The 15550-nt window shown below is 63.8% G+C and carries 13 protein-coding genes; 3 read left to right on the top strand and 10 right to left on the bottom strand.

Going from position 1 to position 15550, the window contains the following annotated elements:
* Nucleotides 1-64 precede the first annotated feature (64 nt).
* The 4 genes from HU763_RS09640 to HU763_RS09625 are packed head-to-tail and all read right to left on the bottom strand — an operon-like array spanning nt 65 to nt 2672.
* The gene (locus HU763_RS09640; protein WP_170029241.1) at nt 65-1384 is read right to left on the bottom strand and encodes an ATP-binding protein; all 1320 of its coding nucleotides are present in this window, start codon (nt 1382-1384) and stop codon (nt 65-67) included.
* On the bottom strand, nt 1381-2049 hold the full coding sequence (locus HU763_RS09635) for a response regulator transcription factor (RefSeq protein WP_186684478.1): 669 nt from the start codon (nt 2047-2049) through the stop codon (nt 1381-1383). Before HU763_RS09635 ends, HU763_RS09640 begins: the two co-directional genes overlap by 4 nt.
* Nucleotides 2050-2364, bottom strand: a complete 315-nt coding sequence (locus tag HU763_RS09630; protein ID WP_186684477.1) for a PepSY domain-containing protein — start codon at nt 2362-2364, stop codon at nt 2050-2052. It abuts the gene before it with no gap.
* Nucleotides 2364-2672 (bottom strand): PepSY domain-containing protein, encoded by a 309-nt coding sequence (locus HU763_RS09625; protein WP_170029238.1) that lies wholly within the window; start codon nt 2670-2672, stop codon nt 2364-2366. Before HU763_RS09625 ends, HU763_RS09630 begins: the two co-directional genes overlap by 1 nt.
* A 183-nt stretch (nt 2673-2855) precedes the next feature.
* Here HU763_RS09625 and HU763_RS09620 point away from each other — a divergent pair, with 183 nt between their 5' ends.
* Together HU763_RS09620 and queD are read left to right on the top strand one after the other, a co-directional pair.
* A complete protein-coding gene (locus HU763_RS09620; protein WP_170029237.1) occupies nt 2856-3935 on the top strand; it encodes a patatin-like phospholipase domain-containing protein in 1080 nt (359 codons plus the stop codon).
* Nucleotides 3936-3988: 53 nt separating this feature from the next.
* Entirely contained in the window at nt 3989-4345 is a 357-nt protein-coding gene (queD, locus tag HU763_RS09615) for a 6-carboxytetrahydropterin synthase QueD (RefSeq protein WP_170029236.1), read from the top strand.
* 52 nt (nt 4346-4397) lie between these two features.
* On the opposite strand, the gene HU763_RS09610 is transcribed toward queD, so the two are convergent.
* Both HU763_RS09610 and HU763_RS09605 read right to left on the bottom strand, forming a co-directional pair.
* Entirely contained in the window at nt 4398-5036 is a 639-nt protein-coding gene (locus HU763_RS09610; RefSeq protein ID WP_186684476.1) for a hypothetical protein, read from the bottom strand.
* A 69-nt stretch (nt 5037-5105) separates the two neighbouring features.
* Nucleotides 5106-5576, bottom strand: coding sequence for a DUF1289 domain-containing protein (locus HU763_RS09605; protein ID WP_170029234.1), 471 nt, complete (start codon nt 5574-5576; stop codon nt 5106-5108).
* A gap of 406 nt (nt 5577-5982) precedes the next feature.
* Between HU763_RS09605 and acnB the strand changes: the two genes are divergently transcribed.
* Complete coding sequence (gene acnB / locus HU763_RS09600) at nt 5983-8592, top strand: bifunctional aconitate hydratase 2/2-methylisocitrate dehydratase (RefSeq protein ID WP_170034114.1); 2610 nt, start codon at nt 5983-5985, stop codon at nt 8590-8592.
* Between the two features lie 95 nt (nt 8593-8687).
* On the opposite strand, the gene prpD is transcribed toward acnB, so the two are convergent.
* The 4 genes from prpD to prpC form a co-directional block, all read right to left on the bottom strand.
* Complete coding sequence (prpD, locus tag HU763_RS09595; protein WP_186684475.1) at nt 8688-10172, bottom strand: 2-methylcitrate dehydratase; 1485 nt, start codon at nt 10170-10172, stop codon at nt 8688-8690.
* 72 nt (nt 10173-10244) lie between these two features.
* Nucleotides 10245-11435 carry a 2-methylaconitate cis-trans isomerase PrpF gene (gene prpF, locus HU763_RS09590; RefSeq protein WP_186684473.1) on the bottom strand — a complete coding sequence of 397 codons (1191 nt, stop codon included), beginning with the start codon at nt 11433-11435 and terminating at the stop codon, nt 10245-10247.
* A 144-nt stretch (nt 11436-11579) separates the two neighbouring features.
* A complete protein-coding gene (gene acnD, locus HU763_RS09585) occupies nt 11580-14168 on the bottom strand; it encodes a Fe/S-dependent 2-methylisocitrate dehydratase AcnD (protein WP_186684471.1) in 2589 nt (862 codons plus the stop codon).
* A gap of 115 nt (nt 14169-14283) precedes the next feature.
* Entirely contained in the window at nt 14284-15411 is a 1128-nt protein-coding gene (gene prpC / locus HU763_RS09580) for a bifunctional 2-methylcitrate synthase/citrate synthase (protein ID WP_186684469.1), read from the bottom strand.
* Nucleotides 15412-15550 lie beyond the last annotated feature (139 nt).

Below are 15550 nucleotides of genomic sequence, written 5' to 3'. Positions count from 1 at the left end.
CTCCTACACGTTTCGCATCGATCCAAAGTCAGCGCTCTACCTGGGCCGGCAAGCCGCGCCGGCATTATCGAGCCTTGCGCGGCAGGTCGATGCTGACTCGCAGCCCACCCAACGGGCTCTCCAGCAGCGCCAGGCGCCCGCCCCAGGCTTCGATGATATCGCGCACGATGCCCAACCCCAGGCCATGCCCGTCAACCTGCTCGTCCAGCCGCGACCCGCGCTCCAGCACCTGTTGCCGCTGGCTGTCGGGGATGCCCGGGCCATCGTCATCGACCCACAACCGGTAGCCCTCGGCATCCACCGCAATGCCCAGGCGCACCTCGCTGTCAGCCCACTTGCAGGCATTGTCCAGCAGGTTGCCGAGCAATTCGAGGAAGTCCTCGCGGTCCCATGGCAGCAACAGCCCGGACGGTACATCGCTGGCCAGCAACAAGCCCTCACCATGAATCAGCCCCAGCGTCGCCAGCAGCCCCGGCAATTCGGCGTCACAGTCGAACTGCGCACCCGGCAGCGCGTCACCCGCCAACCTTGCCCGGTTCAGTTCGCGCGCCAGGCGTTGCTGGATCTGCTCCAGTTGCTCACGCATCTGCGCGCGAACCTCGGGCAATGCGTTCAACCGCTCGCTGGCGGCCAGGCTCAGCAGCACCGCCAGCGGCGTCTTCAGCGCATGGCCAAGGTTGCCCAATGCATTGCGCGAGCGGCGCAGGCTGTCTTCGGTATGCTGCAACAAATGGTTGATCTGCCCCACCAGTGGCGCCAGTTCGCTGGGCACCTCGGCATCCAGCTGCGAGCGCTGGCCCTGCTGCAACTGGGCGATCTGCTGACGCGCGCGCTCCAGTGGCCGCAGCGAGCGGGTCACGGTGATGCGTTGCAACACCAGCACCAGAACCAGTGCCACCAGGCCCATGCCCAGGCCGATCTGCTGCATGCGCCGGAAACCGTCGCGGACCGGCGAATAGTCCTGTGCCACGCTGATCGAGATGTCCTGCCCCAGGCGCCGGTAATCGGCGCGCAAGGCCAGCAATTGCTGACCTTCCGGCCCCAGTTGGTGGCTGTCGGAAAGACCCGGCGCAGCAGGTTTGGGCATGTCCAGGTCCCACAGCGAGCGAGAACGCCAAGTACCTTTATCGAAATCGATGCGGAAGTAGTAGCCGGAAAACGGCCGCTGGTAAGCCGCCGAGATACGCCGCTCATCCAGCTGCAGGCCGGAAGGTCCGCGCACCAGGGCGACCAGCAGGTTCTCGCTTTCCTTGCGCAGGCCGTTTTCCAGGTAACGCTGCAGGCCAGCCTCGAACAGCCACAGGGTCAGTTGCGCCAGCACCAGGCCAACCACCACCAGCACCGCCACCAGGCCCAGGCTAAGGCGCGCCTGGATCGACTTCACGCGCTGCTCCCGGCATAGATATAGCCTTGCCCACGGCGAGTCTCGATGACGCTGCGGCCGAGCTTGCGCCGCAAATGGTTGACGTGCACTTCCAGCACGTTGGAATCGCGCTCGGTTTCGCCGTCGTAAAGATGCTCGGCCAGGTGGCTCTTGGACAGGATCTGCTGCGGATGCAGCATGAAATAGCGCAGCAGGCGGAACTCGGCGGCGGTCAGCTGGATATCCACGCCGTCGCGGCTGACGCATTGGCGACTTTCGTCCAGGTGCAGGCCGGCCGCCTCCAGCGTCGGTTGGTTGGCCAGGCCACGGGCACGGCGCAGCAACGCCTGGATGCGCAATTGCAGCTCTTCGGGGTGAAACGGTTTGCTCAGGTAGTCATCGGCCCCGGCCTTCAGCCCTTCGATACGCTCGGCCCAGGAGCCGCGCGCGGTAAGGATCAACACCGGTGTGGCCAGGCCGGCAGCGCGCCACTGCGCCAGCACCTCAAGGCCCGGCAAGCCCGGCAAGCCCAGGTCGAGGATGATCAGGTCGTACGGTTCGCTCTGCCCCTGGTACACGGCATCACGCCCATCGGCCAGCCAGTCGACAGCGTAGCCCTGGCGTTGCAGTGCGCTGGTCAGTTCATCGGCCAGCGGCACGTTATCTTCGACTAGCAACAGGCGCATTCAGTCGTCTTCCTCATCCTTGAGCAGCGTGCCGGTGCTGGCATCGAGCTTGACCTCGCGCACCACACCTTCAACCGTCAGCAACTCGACTTCATAGGCATAGCGATCGTCATCCTCTTCCAGTTCGGCCTCCAGCAGGCGTGCCCCGGGGTGACGCCCCAGGGCAGTTTCCAGCAGATGCTCGAGTGGCAGGATGACCCCCTTCTGGCGCAATTCCAGGGCTTCGTCCTGGTCAAGGTCGCGGGCCATGGCCAGCGAACAAGCGGCCAGCAGCACCAGCGCGAGGTAGCGTGCCGACCGCGGTAGGTGAATCATCAGTTGTCCCGCTCGTCCTTGAGGACTTCACCGGTCTTGGCATCCAGATCGACATCCCACTCGACATTCTGGCTGTCGCGCAGCTCGACCTTGTAGATGTAGCGACCGTATTCGTCTTCCAGCTCGGAGTCGGTGACCGTGGCGCCCGGGTGCTTGGCCACGGCAGCGGCCTTGAGTTCGTCCAGCGACTTGATGGTCTTGGCGTTGACCAGTTTGACCACTTCGTCGGGCTGCACGTCCTTGGCGAAGGCGGCGTTGGCGCCGAACGCGAGGGCGGCGGCGGTGAACAGGGCAGTCAAGGTTTTCATCGTTCTTCTCTCCTGAGAACTGTACAAGTTGTCTACGGGGTTAAGATTACCCAGCGGTCCTTAATTCAACCTGAAAACAACTGCCGGCATGATAGCGCAGGTCAATGGGCCAGCGGCTTGCTGACCTGCACAGATACCTCGCAGCGTCCCTATAATGCCCAGTCACCGCCCAAGAGACCCGTCATGAGCGCCATCCACGTCAAGTACCCCGCCCTCACCTTCAAGGCCGGCCAGCGTGCCCTGCGGCAGATCCGCGAGCGCGGCTTGCAGGCGGCCGATGTCGGTGTGCTGCCGGGCGCGGCGGGTGGGCCGAAGCCGCTGGGCATCCAGGGCCTGGACCTGGCACTGTTCGGTGAATGGCTGCCGTCGGCGCCCCGGCAGCGTGCCCTGATCGGCGCTTCGATCGGTGCCTGGCGCTTCGCCAGTGCCTGCCTTGACGACCCGGTCGCAGGCATCCGCCGCCTGGGCGAACTGTATACCGAGCAGGATTTTGCCAAGGGCGTCACGCCCTCCGAGATCAGCCGCAGCTGCCAACGCATGCTCGATGACCTGTTGCAAGGCCGCGACGGCGAGCTGCTGGCCAACCCGCACTATCGCCTGAACATCCTGGTGGTCAAGAGCCATGGGCATCTTGCCCACGACCATCGCGCGCGCCTGGGCCTTGGCCTGGGTTCGGTGGTTGCCAGCAACCTGCTTGGCCGTGCGCGCCTGGCCCGTCACTTCGAACGCATCATCCTCCACGATGGCCGCGCCACGCCGCCGCTCGACGCGCTCACCGATTTCCCCTCGCGCTGCCTGCCGCTGGACCTGGCCAACCTGCGCCATGCCCTGCTCGCCTCGGGCTCCATCCCCATGGTCATGGAGGGTGTGAAAGACATCCCCGGCGCCGGTGCCGGCACCTACCGCGACGGCGGCCTGCTCGATTACCACCTCGACCTGCCCTACCGCGGCGACGATTTGGTGCTGTACCCGCACTTCACCGACAAGGTCGTGCCTGGCTGGTTCGACAAGGCCCTGCCCTGGCGCAGGGGCGATGCCACGCGCCTGCAGAACGTGCTGCTGATGACGCCCTCGGCGCAATACCTGGCCGCTCTGCCCTACGGCAAGCTGCCTGACCGTAACGACTTCAAGCGCTTCATGGGTGATGCGCCAAGCCGTAAACGCTACTGGTACAAGGCCATTGCCGAAAGCCAGCGGCTGGGCGACGAGTTGCTGGAGTTGCTCGCCACCGGGCGGTTGCATGATCAGCTGCAAGCCTTGTAGCGGCCATGCTGGTAGACTGCGCGCATTATCGATTCACACAGAGTCATGCCAGCGTGGAAATTTTCAAAGAGTTCACATTCGAATCGGCGCACCGCCTGCCCAACGTCCCTGCCGGGCACAAATGCGGCCGCCTGCACGGCCACTCGTTCAAGGTCGGCCTGCACCTGACCGGCCCGCTCGACCCGCACACCGGCTGGATCCGCGACTTTGCCGAGGTGAAGGCGATCTTCAAGCCGATCTACGATCAGCTGGATCACAACTACCTGAACGACATCCCGGGGCTTGAGAACCCTACCAGCGAAGTCATCGCCAAATGGATCTGGGACCAGGTAAAGCCGCTGATGCCTGAACTGTCCAAGGTGCGCATTCATGAAACCTGCACCAGCGGCTGTGAATATACCGGCGACTGAAGCGTCGTGAATGCCGGCCCTACGCACTCATCGCAGAGGCCGGCGGCCACGCTCAGACCTCACCGTGCTGGTGGGGAAAGCTCAGGATTTCCATCGCGACGCGCCCGGCGTCACCTTTGTTGGTATTGAAAAACAGCGCGCCTTCACTTGCGTAACGCCGGAGGTTTCCACCATTTGGCGTCGACAGCAGCACGTTGAAGCGGCGCTCACCTTCCTGCATTTCCGGCGCCAGGCCATCGATCGTCCATAACCGGGCGGAAGCGGGCTTGCGCAGGGCGCCTTGCGCTTCATCGGTTTCCCAGATGCCCACATAGCCCGACCAAGCGTTCGAATCCAGTGCCCAGCGGGCAATGTTCCATTTCCGGTCAGCAGGCCGGATCTCGTAATACAGGCGCTTGCCCGGCCCTGCACTGCCCTTGGTATAGGCACCGAACCAGAACAGTTCGAAGTAGCGCTGGCTCGGTGAAAGGTAATCAATCGGGTCAAGGCGTTTTTCCAGCACGCCGTTTCCCTCGCTCTGCAGATAGTGATCCCAGTGGCCTCGATTGCCCCGGCTCCCGGTTTCTACCCACATCGCGGATAACCGGTGTTTCTGATCGACCCATGCCTGCGGCTCGATGCGCTGCGCCGAAGCTTGCCACCAGCAGCGGGCCAGGAACGTTTCCCGGGAGTTAAATAGGTATTCGCTCATGCTGACGCTCCCCGTCAGTTCAAAGAGCCTCTACGCTATGAACCCGGGCCTTCGCAAGCCAGAGGGAAGCTACTCACCCAAGGCCTTGTGCAGGAAGGCCGGCGCGATGTAACGCTGGTAATGCGCTTCGGACAAGAGGAAAAATTCGCGATCGATGGCATCACGCAGCTGCGGCAGCTCCCAGTCGCGGAACTCCGGCAGCAGCACCATACCGTAAGCCTCCAGGTCGCGAATCATCCGGGCCCCGCGGGCAATCAGCTGGTACGCCCAGCAATACTCGGACTGCTGCTCGACAAAGCGGATGGAGCGCTGCTCCAGTTGCTGGCGCAGCAGGGCTTTGTCGAATACTTCCAGCTTGGCCATCATCACCTGCACCAGCAGTTGCTCCAAGCGCAGCCACACCGCACGCTTTTGCGCATCGTCGTAGCCGTTCCAGTGGATCACTTCATGGTGAAACCGCTTGCAGCCACGGCATACCGTGTCGCCATACACCGTTGAGCAAAGGCCGACACAAGGGGTCTTGATGGACTTGTTGGACATGAAAAACAACAGCTTGGCGGTGGAACACAGGCCCATGTTAGCCCTTTGTCTAACCAGGGTCACTCGTTAAAGTCGTCTTCGCCGCCTTACCTTCGGGCTTTTTTTGCCGTAGAATCATCCGGCCTTTTCAAAGGCAACAATGTCCGTTGGAAGCTGTTTTCAAAGCGTCACGAGCACAGTTCATCCGGTAGAACGGCGTTGGCCCGGGCCATGCATCCCTCGCATGCCCGTGCCAGCCCTCATCAGCTTTCCGTTCTGCAGGCGTAAAACTTTGAAAGCAGCTTCTGTAAGGATTCCTTGCGACTCTGGCTGGGCGGCCCACAAAGCCGTGGCAGCGCATGGGTGCATTGAATGCTGGATGAGCGTCCCGGACCCCCTTTAGGGACCACTGATGAGGGAAATAACTGTGCTTGAAGCCTACCGCAAACACATCGAAGAGCGTGCCGCCCTGGGTATCGTGCCCCAGCCGCTGAACGCCGAACAAACTGCAGGCCTGGTCGAGCTGCTGAAAAACCCGCCGGCCGGCGAAGAAGCCTTCCTCGTAGACCTGATCACCCACCGCGTACCACCAGGGGTCGACGAAGCCGCCTACGTCAAGGCAGCCTTCCTGTCCGCCATCGCCAAGGGCGAAGCCAAGTCGCCACTGATCGACCGCAAGCACGCCACCGAACTGCTGGGCACCATGCAGGGCGGCTACAACATCGAAACGCTGGTTGCGCTGCTGGATGACGCCGAACTGGGCGCCGTCGCGGGCGAACAGCTCAAGCACACCCTGCTGATGTTCGACGCCTTCCACGACGTGGCCGAAAAGGCCAAGGCCGGCAACGTTCACGCCAAGGCCGTGCTGGAATCCTGGGCTGCCGGCGAGTGGTTCACCTCGCGTCCGGCGATCGCCGACAAGTACACCCTGACCGTGTTCAAGGTGCCTGGCGAAACCAACACCGACGACCTGTCGCCTGCCCCGGACGCCTGGTCGCGCCCTGACATCCCGCTGCACGCCCTGGCCATGCTGAAAATGGCCCGTGACGGCATCGAGCCGCAGCAGCCTGGCTCGGTCGGCCCGCTGGCGCAGATCGAAGCGGTCAAGGCCAAGGGCTTCCCGGTTGCCTACGTCGGTGACGTGGTCGGTACCGGCTCCTCGCGTAAATCGGCTACCAACTCGGTGCTGTGGTTCTTCGGCGACGACATCCCGTACGTACCGAACAAACGCGCCGGTGGCTTCTGCTTCGGCACCAAGATCGCCCCGATCTTCTACAACACCATGGAAGACGCTGGCGCCCTGCCGATCGAATTCGACTGCACCAACCTGGCCATGGGCGACGTCATCGACGTTTACCCGTTCAAGGGCGAAGTGCGCCGTCACGGCAGCGACGAACTGGTCACCACCTTCCAGCTGAAGACCGAAGTGCTGCTGGATGAAGTCCGCGCTGGCGGCCGTATCCCGCTGATCGTTGGCCGTGGCCTGACCGAAAAGGCTCGCGCCGAACTGGGCCTGGGTGCTTCCGACCTGTTCAAGAAGCCGGAGCAGCCTGCCGATTCGGGCAAAGGCTACACCCTGGCGCAGAAGATGGTCGGTCGTGCCTGCGGCCTGCCGGAAGGCAAGGGCGTGCGCCCAGGTACCTACTGCGAGCCGAAGATGACCACCGTCGGCTCCCAGGACACCACTGGCCCGATGACCCGCGACGAGCTGAAAGACCTGGCGTGCCTGGGCTTCTCCGCTGATCTGGTGATGCAGTCGTTCTGCCACACCGCGGCCTATCCGAAGCCGATCGACGTCACCACCCACCACACCCTGCCAGACTTCATCCGCACCCGTGGCGGCGTGTCGCTGCGCCCGGGCGACGGCATCATCCACAGCTGGCTGAACCGCATGCTGATGCCTGACACCGTGGGTACCGGTGGCGACTCGCACACCCGCTTCCCGATCGGCATCTCGTTCCCGGCCGGTTCCGGCCTGGTGGCCTTCGCCGCCGCCACCGGCGTCATGCCGCTGGACATGCCAGAATCCGTCCTGGTGCGCTTCAAGGGCAAACTGCAGCCAGGCATCACCCTGCGTGACCTGGTGCATGCCATCCCTTACTACGCCATCCAGAAGGGCCTGCTGACCGTCGAGAAGAAAGGCAAGAAGAACATCTTCTCCGGCCGCATCCTCGAGATCGAAGGCCTGAACGAGCTGACCGTCGAGCAAGCCTTCGAGCTGTCCGACGCCTCGGCCGAGCGTTCCGCTGCCGGTTGCACCATCAAGCTGCCGGAAAAGGCCATTGCCGAGTACCTGCAGTCCAACATCACCCTGCTGCGCTGGATGATCGGCGAAGGCTACGGCGATGCCCGCACCCTGGAGCGCCGTGCCCAGGCCATGGAAGCCTGGCTGGCCAAGCCTGAGCTGCTGTCGGCCGACGCCGATGCCGAATACGCTGAAATCATCGAAATCGACCTGGCCGACGTCAAGGAGCCTGTGCTCTGCGCGCCGAACGACCCGGACGATGCCCGCCTGCTGTCTTCGGTACAGGGCGAGAAGATCGACGAAGTGTTCATCGGTTCGTGCATGACCAACATCGGTCACTTCCGCGCCGCCGGCAAGCTGCTGGACAAGGTCAAGGGCGGTATCCCGACCCGCCTGTGGCTGGCTCCGCCAACCAAGATGGACGCTCACCAGCTGACCGAAGAAGGCTACTACGGCATCTACGGCAAGGCCGGTGCACGCATGGAAATGCCAGGCTGCTCGCTGTGCATGGGTAACCAGGCACGCGTACAGACTGGTTCGACCGTGGTGTCCACCTCGACCCGTAACTTCCCGAACCGCCTGGGCGACGCTACCAACGTGTACCTGGCATCGGCCGAACTGGCTGCTGTCGCTTCGATCATCGGCAAGCTGCCGACCGTCGAAGAGTACATGCAGTACGCGAAAGACATCGACAGCATGGCTGCCGACGTCTACCGCTACCTGAGCTTCGACCAGATCGCCGAGTTCCGCGAAGCGGCAGCCAACGCCAAGATCCCGGTGGTTCAGGCGTAAGCTGAGCGGCAAGTTGTAAGCTGCAAGCTACAAGAACAAGCCCCGGCAGAAATGCCGGGGCTTTTTTGTGGCTCTGTGCTGGCCTTGCCGGTCTCTCAGAGCACAAACAGGTCCACGAACCGATGCACTGCCATCCCCTCCAGCGCCTGCTGGTTCTTGCATACCGCCAGAATCTCTTCACAGCGCTGCCGGGCGAACCTCGTCGCCAGGTTGGCCCTGAATTTCGCCTCCAGCAACGGTATGCCCTCCGCCCGCCGGCGCCGATGACCGATCGGGTACTCCACCACTACCTGCTCGGTACTGCTGCCATCCTTGAAGAACACCTGCAGCGCGTTGGCAATCGAGCGCTTGTCCGGTTCCAGGTATTCGCGGCTGAAGCGAGGATCTTCGATCACCTCCATTTTCTCGCGCAGGCGGTCGATGCTTGGATGGTTGGCGTGAAAGGCGTCTTCATATTGTTCGGCCACTAGATGCCCGAAAATCAAGGGCACCGCCACCATGTACTGCAAACAATGGTCGCGGTCGGCGGCGTTGGCCAGCGGGCCGCTCTTTGAAATGATGCGGATTGCCGACTCCTGAGTGGTGATGACAATGCGGTCAACCTCGTGCAGGCGATTGCGCACCCGCGGGTGCAGGCTGACTGCCGCCTCGCAGGCAGTCTGGGCATGGAACTCGGCAGGGAAACTGACCTTGAACAGCACGTTCTCCATCACATAGCTACCCAGGGCCTGCGGCACGCGCAGCGCCTGCTGCTCGGCGGGCTTGAGTGCCAGGTCCTTGTTGGTGTGGCTGAACAGTACGTCGTAGAAACCCCATTGGGGTGCAGTGAGCACACTTGGCACGCCCATTTCGCCACGCAGGGCGATATCGGCCAGGCGCACACCACGGCTGGAAGCATCGCCGGCAGCCCAGGATTTGCGCGAACCGGCGTTGGGCGCGTGGCGGTAGGTGCGCAGTGCCTGGCCGTCGACGAAGGCGTGGGACAAGGCACTGAGCATCTGCTCACGGTTGGCGCCCATCAGCCTTGCGCACACTGCGGTGGACGCCACCTTGACCAATATCACGTGGTCGAGACCAACCCGATTGAAGGCGTTTTCCAGCGCCAGCACACCCTGGATCTCATGGGCCATGACCATGGTCTCCAGCACATCGCGCATCAGCAGCGGTGTTTCACCGGCGGCTACACGCTTTTGCGACAGATGGTCGGCAACCGCCAGGATGCCACCCAGGTTATCCGAGGGGTGCGCCCATTCGGCGGCCAGCCAGGTATCGTTATAGTCCAGCCAGCGTACCGTGCAGCCGATGTCCCAGGCCGCCTTGACTGGGTCGAGGCGGTAGCTGGTACCTGGGACACGGGCGCCATTGGGCACCACGGTGCCCTCCACCAGCGGGCCGAGTAGTTTGCTGCACTCGGGGAAGCGCAAGGCCAGCAGGCCGCAGCCGAGGGTGTCCATCAGGCAGTTGCGGGCGGTGTCCAGGGCTTCAGGTGATTCGACCCGGTAGCCGAGCGCGTAGTCGGCAAGGGTTTGCAGCACCTGGTCATAATCCGGGCGGTCATTGAGGTCTACGTTGGCGCTCATATGCAGCTCCCTTCAAAAGTGCCGGGGCTGCTGTGCAGCGGCCCCGCTTGAAGCCGAGCGCCAGTTCGTGCGTTAGAAGCTATCGCCAGGTACGCGAACCCAGCCCTCCATCAGCACCCGAGCACTGCGACTCATGATTGCCTTGGTCACTGTCCACTCACCATTCACCTGGCGCGCCTCGGCTCCCACCCGCAGGGTGCCCGAGGGGTGCCCGAAACGCACGGCGCTACGCTCGCCCCCGCCAGCAGCCAGGTTCACCAGCGTACCCGGAATGGCCGCCGCAGTACCGATAGCCACCGCCGCCGTACCCATCATGGCGTGGTGCAGCTTGCCCATGGACAGGGCCCGTACCAGCAGGTCGATATCATCCGCTTGCACCACCTTGCCACTGGACGCAGTGTAGGTGCTCGGCGGCGCGACGAAGGCCACTTTTGGCGTGTGCTGACGCCCGGCAGCCTGGTCGACATGCTCGATCAGCCCCATGCGCACGGCGCCATGGGCGCGGATCGTCTCGAAGCGCAGCAGTGCCTGCGCGTCGCCATTGATGGCATCCTGCAGTTCAGTGCCGGTGTAGCCAATGTCTGCCGCATTGACGAAGATGGTCGGGATGCCGGCATTGATCAAGGTCGCCTTGAAGGTACCCACCCCCGGCACCACGAGGTCATCGACCAGGTTACCGGTGGGGAACATCGCGCCACCGTCGCCGTCTTCGTCGGCCGCCGGGTCGAGGAACTCCAGCTGCACCTCGGCGGCCGGGAAGGTCACCCCGTCCAGTTCGAAGTCGCCGGTTTCCTGCACTTCACCTTCGCTGATCGGCACGTGAGCGATGATGGTCTTGCCGATATTGGCCTGCCAGATGCGAACGGTGGCGACGCCATTGCGCGGGATGCGCGCGGGGTCGACCAGGCCGCTGCTGATGGCGAACGAACCGACTGCGGCAGAGAGGTTGCCACAGTTACCGCTCCAGTCGACGAAGGCCTTGTCGATGCTGACCTGGCCGAACAGATAGTCGACATCGTGATCGGGCTTGATGCTCTGCGACAGGATCACGGTCTTGCTGGTGCTCGAGGTAGCGCCGCCCATGCCGTCGATCTGCTTGCCATAGGGATCCGGGCTGCCGATCACCCGCAGCAGCAAAGCATCGCGAGCCGGCCCGGGGATTTGCGCCCGTTCGGGCAGGTCTTGCAGGCGGAAGAACACGCCTTTGCTGGTGCCGCCACGGATGTAGGTGGCGGGGATTCTTACTTGCGGTACATGAGCCATGGATGTGCTGTCCTGTCTGAGATGCATATGACCTCTGGGGCTGCCTTGCAGCCCATCGCGACACAAGGCCGCTCCTACAGGGACCGCTTGACGCTTGTAGGAGCGGCCTTGTGTCGCGATGGGCCGCAAAGCGGCCCCCTGCAATTACACGGTGGCTTCGAGGAAGTCCTGGGCAAAGCGCTGCAGCACCCCGCCGGCCTCGTAAATCGACACTTCCTCGGCGGTGTCCAGGCGGCAGGTCACCGGCACTTCCAGGCGCTCGCCGCTGGCCCGGGTCACCACCAGGGTCAGGGTCGCCCGTGGCGTACGCGCACCCAGCACGTCGTAGGTCTCGCTGCCGTCCAGGCCCAGGGTCTTGCGGTCGGTACCCGGCTTGAACTCCAGCGGCAGCACACCCATGCCAACCAGGTTGGTGCGGTGGATGCGCTCGAAGCCTTCGGCGACGATCGCCTCGACCCCGGCCAGACGTACACCCTTGGCCGCCCAGTCACGCGACGAGCCCTGGCCGTAGTCGGCGCCGGCAACGATGATCAGCGGCTGCTTGCGCTGCATGTAGGTCTCGATCGCCTCCCACATGCGGGTCACCTTGCCTTCCGGCTCGATCCGCGCCAGCGAACCCTGCTTCACGCTGCCGTCCGCATTGCGCACCATTTCGTTGAACAGCTTGGGGTTGGCGAAGGTGGCACGCTGGGCGGTGAGGTGGTCGCCACGGTGGGTGGCGTAGGAGTTGAAGTCCTCTTCCGGCAGGCCCATCCTGGCCAGGTACTCACCGGCGGCACTGTCGAGCATGATGGCGTTGGACGGCGACAGGTGGTCGGTGGTGATGTTGTCCGGCAGCAGCGCCAGCGGGCGCATGCCGCGCAGGGTACGTTCGCCGGCCAGCGCCCCTTCCCAGTAGGGCGGGCGGCGGATGTAGGTGCTCATCGGGCGCCAGTCGTACAGCGGCGCCACCTTCGGCCCACGGTCTTCCTCGATGGCGAACATCGGGATGTACACCTTGCGGAACTGCTCCGGCTTGACCGCTGCACGGACAACGGCGTCGATCTCCTCGTCGCTGGGCCAGATATCCTTGAGACGGATTTCCTTGCCATCGACCACGCCCAGCACATCCTTCTCGATGTCGAAGCGGATGGTACCGGCGATGGCGTAGGCCACCACCAGCGGTGGCGAGGCAAGGAACGCCTGCTTGGCATAGGGGTGGATACGCCCGTCGAAGTTGCGGTTGCCCGACAGCACGGCGGTGGCGTACAGGTCACGGTCGATGATTTCCTGCTGGATCGCTGGGTCCAGGGCGCCGGACATACCGTTGCAGGTGGTGCAGGCGAAGGCGACGATGCCAAAGCCGAGCTGCTCCAGTTCCTTTTCCAGCCCCGCCTCCTCCAGGTACAGCTGCACGGCCTTGGAGCCTGGGGCCAACGAGGACTTGACCCATGGCTTGCGGGCCAGGCCCAGCTTGTTGGCGTTGCGTGCCAGCAGGCCTGCGGCAATCACATTGCGCGGGTTGCTGGTGTTGGTGCAACTGGTGATGGCAGCGATGATCACCGCGCCATCCGGCATCTGCCCGGGTACCTCTTGCCATTTGCCGGCGATACCCTTGGCCGCCAGGTCGCTGGTGGCGACCCGGGCATGCGGGTTGGACGGGCCAGCCATGTTACGCACCACGCTGCCCAGGTCGAAGCTCAGGGTGCGCTCGTAAACCGCGCCGCCCAGGCTGTCGGCCCACAGGCCGGTGGCCTTGGCATAGGTTTCCACCAGCTTGACCTGCTGCTCTTCGCGGCCGGTCAGGCGCAGGTAGTCGATGGTTTGCTGGTCGATGGCGAACATCGCTGCAGTGGCGCCGTACTCCGGGGCCATGTTGGAAATGGTGGCACGGTCGCCCAGGGTCAAGGCGCGAGCGCCCTCGCCGTGGAACTCCAGGTAGGCCCCAACGACCTTCTGCTTGCGCAGGAATTCGGTGAGGGCCAGCACCAGGTCGGTGGCGGTGATGTTCGGCGCCAGCTTGCCGGTCAGCTTGACGCCGATGATTTCCGGCAGGCGCATCCACGAGGCGCGGCCAAGCATCACGTTTTCCGCTTCCAGGCCACCCACGCCGATGGCGATCACGCCCAGGGCGTCGACGTGCGGGGTATGGCTGTCGGTGCCGACGCAGGTATCCGGGTAGGCCACGCCACGGTCGTTGTGGATGACCGGCGACATCTTCTCCAGGTTGATCTGGTGCATGATGCCGTTGCCCGGCTGGATCACGTCGACGTTCTTGAAGGCCTTCTTGGTCCAGTTGATGAAGTGGAAGCGGTCTTCGTTACGGCGGTCTTCGATGGCCCGGTTCTTTTCGAACGCCTGCGGGTCGAAGCCACCGCATTCGACGGCCAGCGAGTGGTCGACGATCAGCTGCACCGGCACCACCGGGTTGACCTGGGCCGGGTCACCGCCTTTGTCGGCAATCGCGTCACGCAGGCCGGCGAGGTCGACCAGCGCGGTCTGGCCAAGGATGTCATGGCACACCACCCGCGCCGGGAACCATGGGAAGTCGAGATCGCGCTTGCGCTCGATCAGCTGGCCCAGCGAGGCGTCGAGGGTGGCCGGGTCGCAGCGGCGCACCAGGTTTTCGGCGAGCACGCGGGAGGTGTAAGGCAGCCCATCGTAGGCGCCGGGCTTGATCGCCTCGACCGCCGCGCGGGCATCGAAATAGTCCAGGTCGGTGCCTGGCAGGTGCTTGCGAAATGCAGTGTTCATATCGTTATCAGGCTCGGTCACGGTATTCGGTATGCAGGTCTGGCCATTACGGGCGCTGCGCGCCCGTGTCGCGACGCAAGGCCGCTCCTACACCGGAGTGGGAGCGACCCAGGCCTCAGCGCTGGTCGATCGGCACAAACTTGCGCTGCTCGACACCGACATATTCGGCGCTCGGGCGGATGATGCGGTTGTTGGCGCGCTGCTCGAAGACGTGCGCCGCCCAGCCGGTCAGGCGCGAGCAGACGAAGATCGGGGTGAACAGCTTGGTCGGAATACCCATGAAGTGATACGCCGAGGCATGGTAGAAGTCGGCATTGGGGAACAGGCGCTTCTGCTCCCACATGGTCTTGTCGATGGCTTCGGAAACCGGGTACAGGACCTTGTCGTCCACTTCGTCGGCCAGCTGTTTCGACCAGCCCTTGATCACCTCGTTGCGCGGGTCGGACTCTTTGTAGATGGCATGGCCAAAGCCCATGATCTTGTCCTTGCGCTCAAGCATGCGCAGCAGCTCGGCAGTAGCTTCCTGCGGGCTCTGGAAACGCTCGATCAGCTCCATCGCCGCCTCGTTGGCGCCACCGTGCAGCGGGCCGCGCAGCGAGCCGATGGCAGCGGTGATGCAGGAATACAGGTCGGACAAGGTCGAGGCACAGACGCGGGCGGTGAAGGTGGAAGCGTTGAATTCGTGCTCGGCGTAAAGGATCAGCGAAACGTTCATCACCTTGACGTGCAGGTCGCTGGGTTTCTTGCCGTGCAGCAGGTGCAGGAAATGCCCGCCGAGGGTGTCTTCGTCGCTGGTGCAGTCGATGCGCACGCCGTGGTGGGTGAAGCGGTACCAGTAGCACATCACCGCCGGGAACAGCGCGAGCAGGCGGTCGGTCTTCTCGCGCTGGGCTTCGAAGGTCAGCTCCGGTTCCAGGGTACCGAGCACCGAGCAACCGGTGCGCATCACGTCCATCGGGTGGGCGTCGCGCGGGATGCGCTCGAGCACTTCCTTCAGCGCCTGCGGCAGGTCACGCAGGCCCTTGAGCTTGCGCTTGTAGTCGGCCAGTTCGGCCTTGCTCGGCAGCTCGCCGTACAGCAGCAGGTAGGCGACTTCTTCGAATTCGGCACCGGCGGCCAGGTCACGCACGTCGTAACCCCGGTAGGTCAGCCCGGCACCGGCCTGGCCCACGGTGGACAATGCGGTCTGGCCGGCGACCTGGCCGCGCAGGCCTGCGCCACTGAGTACTTTTGCTTCGGCCATGGTGTTTCTCCTTTCTTGAACTTGTTTTGGGAATCTAACTGGCTAATCAGTGCTGTCTGTGCCGGCCTCTTCGCGGGCGCGCCAGCTCCTACAGGGACTGCTTGGCACTCCATGCCTGTGGGGCCCCTGTGGGAGCGGG

The organism is Pseudomonas anuradhapurensis (assembly GCF_014269225.2).
GTDB classification, from domain to species: domain Bacteria; phylum Pseudomonadota; class Gammaproteobacteria; order Pseudomonadales; family Pseudomonadaceae; genus Aquipseudomonas; species Aquipseudomonas anuradhapurensis.
This window is presented reverse-complemented; position numbering and strand designations above follow the sequence as displayed.

Excerpts from the sequence above, each read along its gene's own strand:
- prpF (WP_186684473.1), bottom strand. The coding sequence starts at position 11,435 with ATGGCTCATGTACCGCAAGTAAGAATCCCCGCCACCTACATCCGTGGC.
- HU763_RS09635 (WP_186684478.1), bottom strand. The coding sequence starts at position 2,049 with ATGCGCCTGTTGCTAGTCGAAGATAACGTGCCGCTGGCCGATGAACTG.
- HU763_RS09625 (WP_170029238.1), bottom strand. The coding sequence starts at position 2,672 with ATGAAAACCTTGACTGCCCTGTTCACCGCCGCCGCCCTCGCGTTCGGC.
- HU763_RS09630 (WP_186684477.1), bottom strand. The coding sequence starts at position 2,364 with ATGATTCACCTACCGCGGTCGGCACGCTACCTCGCGCTGGTGCTGCTG.
- acnD (WP_186684471.1), bottom strand. The coding sequence starts at position 14,168 with ATGAACACTGCATTTCGCAAGCACCTGCCAGGCACCGACCTGGACTAT.
- HU763_RS09605 (WP_170029234.1), bottom strand. The coding sequence starts at position 5,576 with ATGTCCAACAAGTCCATCAAGACCCCTTGTGTCGGCCTTTGCTCAACG.
- HU763_RS09610 (WP_186684476.1), bottom strand. The coding sequence starts at position 5,036 with ATGAGCGAATACCTATTTAACTCCCGGGAAACGTTCCTGGCCCGCTGC.
- prpD (WP_186684475.1), bottom strand. The coding sequence starts at position 10,172 with ATGAGCGCCAACGTAGACCTCAATGACCGCCCGGATTATGACCAGGTG.
- prpC (WP_186684469.1), bottom strand. The coding sequence starts at position 15,411 with ATGGCCGAAGCAAAAGTACTCAGTGGCGCAGGCCTGCGCGGCCAGGTC.
- HU763_RS09620 (WP_170029237.1), top strand. The coding sequence starts at position 2,856 with ATGAGCGCCATCCACGTCAAGTACCCCGCCCTCACCTTCAAGGCCGGC.